Annotated in this window: 10 protein-coding genes; 7 read left to right on the forward strand and 3 right to left on the reverse strand. The window is 57.2% G+C overall.

From position 1 onward, the window contains the following. Positions 1-36 precede the first annotated feature (36 nt). Positions 37-273, reverse strand: a complete 237-nt coding sequence (locus FRH_RS18510; RefSeq protein WP_281998189.1) for a hypothetical protein — start codon at positions 271-273, stop codon at positions 37-39. Positions 274-313: 40 nt separating this feature from the next. Here FRH_RS18510 and FRH_RS18515 point away from each other — a divergent pair, with 40 nt between their 5' ends. The 3 genes from FRH_RS18515 (at position 314) to FRH_RS18525 (ending at position 1524) form a co-directional block, all read left to right on the forward strand. Further along, positions 314-898, forward strand: coding sequence for a hypothetical protein (locus FRH_RS18515; protein ID WP_281998190.1), 585 nt, complete (start codon positions 314-316; stop codon positions 896-898). Between the two features lie 3 nt (positions 899-901). Continuing rightward, complete coding sequence (locus FRH_RS18520; RefSeq protein WP_281998191.1) at positions 902-1150, forward strand: hypothetical protein; 249 nt, start codon at positions 902-904, stop codon at positions 1148-1150. 77 nt (positions 1151-1227) lie between these two features. Then, positions 1228-1524: a hypothetical protein gene (locus FRH_RS18525; protein ID WP_281998192.1), complete on the forward strand. Its 297-nt coding sequence runs from the start codon at positions 1228-1230 to the stop codon at positions 1522-1524. 2 nt (positions 1525-1526) lie between these two features. Here FRH_RS18525 and FRH_RS18530 read toward each other — a convergent pair whose 3' ends face one another. After that, on the reverse strand, positions 1527-2390 hold the full coding sequence (locus FRH_RS18530; RefSeq protein WP_281998193.1) for a RepB family plasmid replication initiator protein: 864 nt from the start codon (positions 2388-2390) through the stop codon (positions 1527-1529). A 519-nt stretch (positions 2391-2909) separates the two neighbouring features. On the opposite strand from FRH_RS18530, the gene FRH_RS18535 reads away from it, so the two are divergent. The 4 genes from FRH_RS18535 (at position 2910) to FRH_RS18550 (ending at position 5405) form a co-directional block, all read left to right on the forward strand. Then, entirely contained in the window at positions 2910-3314 is a 405-nt protein-coding gene (locus FRH_RS18535) for a hypothetical protein (protein ID WP_281998186.1), read from the forward strand. Positions 3315-3405: 91 nt separating this feature from the next. Next, on the forward strand, positions 3406-4155 hold the full coding sequence (locus FRH_RS18540; protein WP_230835154.1) for an IS5 family transposase: 750 nt from the start codon (positions 3406-3408) through the stop codon (positions 4153-4155). A gap of 260 nt (positions 4156-4415) precedes the next feature. Next, on the forward strand, positions 4416-4859 hold the full coding sequence (locus FRH_RS18545) for a hypothetical protein (protein ID WP_281998187.1): 444 nt from the start codon (positions 4416-4418) through the stop codon (positions 4857-4859). A 150-nt stretch (positions 4860-5009) separates the two neighbouring features. Further along, positions 5010-5405, forward strand: coding sequence for a MobC family plasmid mobilization relaxosome protein (locus FRH_RS18550; RefSeq protein WP_172119080.1), 396 nt, complete (start codon positions 5010-5012; stop codon positions 5403-5405). Positions 5406-5467: 62 nt separating this feature from the next. On the opposite strand, the gene FRH_RS18555 is transcribed toward FRH_RS18550, so the two are convergent. After that, positions 5468-5737, reverse strand: coding sequence for a hypothetical protein (locus FRH_RS18555; RefSeq protein WP_281998188.1), 270 nt, complete (start codon positions 5735-5737; stop codon positions 5468-5470). Between the last annotated feature and the right edge of the window lie 72 nt (positions 5738-5809).

A 5809-nucleotide genomic window follows, 5' to 3' on the forward strand; every position in this document is an offset into this window, starting at 1 on the left:
AAGACCTTTGACCCGCTGCGCGACTACTGGAACCACTCACAAGGCTGGGCGCGCCCAGACGACCCTGAGCGCTTCCGGCACGTACAGCCCGGCCATGAACCCCACCGAAGCCACCCAGACAGGCACCCCAAGACCCGCGCTGAGATCACCGCCCACATCGAAGCAATGGCCGCTGATGGACTGGTAACGAACGCCAAAGAAGTACGTCAGGAGCTGGCCGACATCGGCGAGATCACGCGAGCCAGCAAGGACTATGTGAGCGTGCGGCCTCATGGCGAAGACAAGCCCATCCGGCTGCGAGGAGAGCTATACCGTGACAACTGGACCATCGACCAAACCCTTGAGCGAGAAGCTCGCCGAGCGCAGAGCGCAGCAGCTGGCCGAGATGGACAGCGTGACCCAGACGCAGCTGAGCGAGCACGAAAACGCCTTGAGGCAGCAACTGGCCGCCGCGAGGCATACCACCGAGAGCGCTATCAACGACCTGAACCACAGCTTGAGCAAACAGCTGAACTCAGTCGTGACTGGGCAACGGGAGCAGATCGAACAGATCGAGAAGCGCCTAGCCACGGCAGTGGCACAGGCCGAGCGCTTGAGCCGGGCGGGCGGACTGCGGAACTGGACGCGCCCGGCAGCGATCACGGTAGCCGTGATGCTGGCCGTGGGTGGCATGACAGCGGGTGGACTGGCCATAGCCGACCGTCTGATAGACAGCCGTTTGCAGCAGCTGGCGACACTTCGGCAAGAGATCCAGCGGGCCGAGTCGATGCCTCGGTTGGGCGATCATCTGGAAATACGCACGATTCAGGGCGCGACGTACTTGGTTGGGGAAGCGTGGATAGGGAACATGGAAGACGACGGGACACAGGTAGTCGAGCTGACGAACACAAGGAATTAACCCATGACGGAACTGGAAACCCTGCTATTGCGGCAGTTAGAGCAGCAGCAGCTCGATTCAGAGCGGCTGGTGAGCGACTTATCAAAACAGCTACGGAGCTTGCAAAAAACGCTGGTCGAGCAGCAGAACAACAGCGAGGAGCTACGCCAAGCCCTGCACCAGAGCGACCAGAGGAACGCGGCAGCGGTCGACAAACTGACCAAGCGCTTCGAGGCGCTGACCGAGCAGTTGACCGCCTTACGGATGCGGTAAAACAGACGGCTCAGGACTATCAAGCGCGGCTTGCCCAGCAGGCCCAACAGCAGCGCAAGGCCCAGCAGCAGGCCGAATTGGCTCGACAGCGTGAGGCGCGTCACAAGCAGGCTGAACCCATCGTCAATGAATTTACGGCGCTCTGCCGGAAGCGCTCGCTGGGTATGGCTGGCTACCGAGACACCAGCAGCGACTGGAAGGACACACCGCAACAGCTGCGAGAGCAGGTTGATAACTACAACGCCATGCCCGAAGCGGCACAGCGGCGCGTGCTGGCTGACATGAAGGACGACCCGGCCAAGGCTAAGGGCATGGCCGATCTACTCCAGCAACGCGCCTTGGTGCGAAGCCGGGATCATGGTTTAGGGATGTGACCCTACCGCTGTTTGGCTTCGTTGAGCAGCCGTAAGGCGGCGTCCTCGTAGCTCTCCCCTGCCCGCGCCTTGGCTTCGATGATGGCTCTAGGAATGCCGTAGATGGCCCCTGAGGCGTTTTTGCCCTTCCCTTTGGCGTTTCCACTGGTTTTGGGTTTTTGTGCCTTCACGGGCTTTTCTGAGGGCTTCTCGCCGAAGGTAAACACCAAGTGAGAGACGCGCCGCCCGGTTTTGCGCTGTGACCACTTCACCCACATTGGCGAGAGTTCATTGACTTGGTTAATGGCAGGTTCAAGGACACGTTTTTTGAAGTCCTTAATGGCCGGGTACTTGTCACCCAGCTGGAAGGCTTCGCGCAACCAGCCAATTTCGACTTCCCGTTGCCCGGCGTCGCGCCACTGGCACAGTAGCTCATAGAGTCGTATGGCGTGGGCGCTATCCATCCGGGCCACATCGGCAAGCGCGTAGCGGGTGAACTGCTCGGTGAGCTGCGACAGATAGGGCACCATCGGCTGACTGAACCGCAGTGCTACAGTGCCTTGATCCTCTTGATAAACAACTTCCTGCACCCAGCGGGTAAGGCGTACCTTCGCCCCGCCCCCGCCGTTTGGGGCTTCGTGCAGTGTCACGCGACGATCAAATAGCCGTTCTGAAGCTTCCTTCAGGTGTCTGTAGGCTGTCTTGAGTCCTACCCCGGCCATGTCGGCCACCTGCTGGGCAGTGACTGTGTAGAGCTGCTGATCAGTTAGCGGTGCATCCCGCCGCACCTGGGCGATGCAGCCAAGCAGTATGCGCTGCTCGTAGACTGTCAGGCGGTAGGATGCCTCGATAAGGGCATTGGACTTGTAGACCAGCGGCAAACTCAAGGGCGAGCCTCCTTTAAAGGGACTTTAATTTTTCATGTCCCTTTATACCGCCTATCCGTCCCCCTTTCAACCGCCTATCCGTCCCCTTTTAACCGCCTATCCGTCCCCTTTTAACCGCCTATCCGTCCCTTTTTAAGCCGAATAACCTTTTTAAATCAATAATTTATATCGCCTAAAAGGGAAAAGGGAAAAGGTACAGAAAAGAGCGCACATGCGCTCGCCTACCCTCCGCTCCGCTCCGCCCAGCCCTTCGGGCTGCCTGATGATGGCGCGCCAGAGGCGCGGCAGCGGCTTCTAGGTGCTGCGCACCTGCGCCGCTTTAGGTGGGCGCTACCGCGCACCGGTACCGTGCAAATCGCCTGCAACCCCGGTTTAGCAATGCAGTGGGCTGCGCCCACCAAAACCCCGTTACCGCTTCGCTCCATGCCGCTACGCGGCATCAACAACTAACCTGACATTTTTGGTTAAAAAGACTTAATTTAGTGTAGCGTTTTTCATACAGATAATTTTGGAGGTCGTATGCGTACACTGGGTTTGGTGGGGCTGATACTTGGATCGTTAGCCATCGCATCAGCTGCCAATGGCGATGATAAAGAAAGACTGATTTCCGCTTTAGAACCTTGGAATCCCGAAGAGATTATCTTGGAAGGAGAGCAGTTAATTGTCATTACGAGGGAGCGGCGTATGACTGATGAGGTGTTGCGTCCGCTAATTTCTACAGGAATTTGCATGCCTGTGTTCACTGGTGCCCCCGATTCATACCTTGCTGGAGTTGAAGAAATTGCGGTGCTGAACACATTTGGGCGCCAAGGTTATATTTTCTCCGGTGGGCGCTCTGAATGTGAGGAAATTGGCAATCTACCTATGAGCGATACAGAAATGTTCATATTGTCTCGGACACGGATGCACACCAACACTAACTAGGGCCTGTTGACGTTTCATGGCAGGGGTATTGGCAGGATAGGGGCAAGCTCGCAGAATAAAGGCTCCTACACCAACAAACTGCAAGCCTGCCATGCCCCGACAAATGCTCACGGATGAACACTGGTCGAAGCTGAAATCTATCCTGCTTCAACACGGTATTTATGACAAGGCCGACTTGCGTACCACGGTGGAAGGCATTCTGTATCGGATGCGCACCGGCTGCCCGTGGCGGGACCTACCGGAGGCGTTTGGGCTCTGGAACACGGTCTACAAGCGCTTCAACACCTGGTCAGCGAGTGGAAAGCTGATGAGGATTTTCAGCTCTCTGGTGGAAGATCCTGATGTCGAGTGGCTGTTCATTGATGGCTCTTATGTCAAGGCACACCAGGACAGCACGGGGGCTGCCACGGAAGACGCCGAAGCCATTGGCAAAAGTCGTGCAGGCAACACCAGCAAGATCCATCTGACCGTTGATGCCTATGGGCTGCCGACTGCCTTCAGGATAACGGGCGGTGAGGTGCACGACAGCAGGGAAGCGCCGGTGTTGATTGACGACTTGCCGGCGGGTGATGCGCTGGTGGCTGACAAGGGCTATGACAGCGAGCGTATCCGTGAACAGATCGAAGCCAAGGGCATGGTTGCCGTCATTCCACGCAAACGCAACTCAAAGAAAGGAAATGCCAATCTGGACAGAGGCTTATATCGCTATCGGCATCTGGTTGAGAACGCCTTTGCTCGATTGAAACCGTATCGCGCCATCGCGACGCGATACGATAAGCTCAAGCGAAACTACGAGAGCATGGTGGCCTTGGCGTGCGGCTTTTTATGGCTGCCAATGTGAAACGTCAACAGGCCCTAGCCTTAACGCACACCTTTTTGCGTCTAATGATCCGCTCACGATGTCCCCGCTGGGCCTAACGGCTATAAACCCTAGTCAGGCCACCCGGCTTTTTGTCTCACTGGTGAGACTTCGGCACCTATAGGCAGTTTTTATTTTTGACTGTCGGCAGTTGTTCCAATAACTGCCAGCAGTCACTTGAAAAGACTGTTTAGACAGTCTATATTTAGATTGTCGCCAGTCATTTTAAAGGGTTGTCTACCATGCAATTTAGAGAAAAGGGCCGGAAGCTGCAGTGCATCCGTAGCGAGTATCTCCCGGAACGTAAGCGCACCGTTGGCCGCATCGTCGCCAGCCAAGACAAGTACCTGAAAACAGTCACTGAAGAGGTATGTCGACAGTTAGAAAAAGATGAAGTCGACAGTCTAAAAAAATACCTGTCTAGTCGGGAAGAAAAAAGGACAGTCGACAAGCTAGAATTTAGACTGTCCTATCTTGACGGTATGCTTAATGAGGCAGTCGAAGCGCTGGAGGTCGACAGCCTTCGTGATGGACTGTCTAACGAGCAGGCTGAGCGTATATGGGCAGCCCATGAGCGCCTTTCCAAGGCGCTGCGGCGTCACGGCTTCAAGAAGCCTAAAGCCGCACCCAAGGCGAAGGTTGTGCGGGATGAGGAGCAGCCCGGTTTGCCCTTGAGTGACGACTGAGCTGAGTTCGGGCTATACTGGTGAGGCTGGCTTTAGGTATATAAGCCAGCCTACCCTGTCTGACAAAATCGCTGACGCTCTTTGTCGACAGGGGCTGGTGAGGGGCGCTGCCCCTTCAATCCCCGAACCCCAACCCCCGGAGGCATGGTCATGCCTGACCAACCGAGCCGCCGACAGCTCTCTCAGCGGGTAACGCTGCGACTGCCCGACGATACTGCCGCACATTGGCGGCAGGCTGCCAAGGCGGCTGACAAGTCGCTAAGCGATTGGCTACGCCAACGTGTTGACGGTGCCGAGGCCGTGCAAACGGGGCTACGCCGACAGCCTCGACGGTTGCGAACACTGACCGCTGACCCCGCGCTTTTGCGGCAGCTAGCCGCTATTGGCAGCAACATTAACCAGATGGCTCGCGTGCTGAACAGTGTGGGGCTATCCCCTGCTGACCATACCCGGCTACTGGCTGAACTGGCCGCGATGCAGCGAGAGCTGCACCGACTGGCCGAGCTGCCCCGCTACGATCCTGCTGACCAAGGTGAGGAGGTCTAGCCGTGCATATCAAGTTTCTCGCTCACGGTCAGGGCAGCGCTCGCGGTGCCGTCAACTACCTGTTAGGCGAGCGTGACCACAATGGTGAGGAACGCGCCGAGGTAACGGTATTGAGTGGCGACCCGCATTTGGTGGCTGAAGTGGCCGACGCCAGCGCGCACCAGTGGCGCTATACGTCCGGCGTTATCGCCTGGTCGCCGGAGGACAACCCGACCCCCGAGCAAATTAACCAGGTTGTGCAGGATTTTGAGCGCACCGCGTTTGCCGGCCTCGATCCCGACCAGTACGCGACATGCGCGGTTCTGCACAGAGAGCAAGACGGAACGGCCCATATTCACACGTTGACCGCCCGTGTTGAGCTGTCGACGGGCAAGGCGCTAAACATCGCCCCACCGGGCCATGAA

Source organism: Halomonas sp. A020 (genome assembly GCF_027943625.1).
GTDB classification, from domain to species: Bacteria; Pseudomonadota; Gammaproteobacteria; order Pseudomonadales; family Halomonadaceae; genus Vreelandella; species Vreelandella piezotolerans.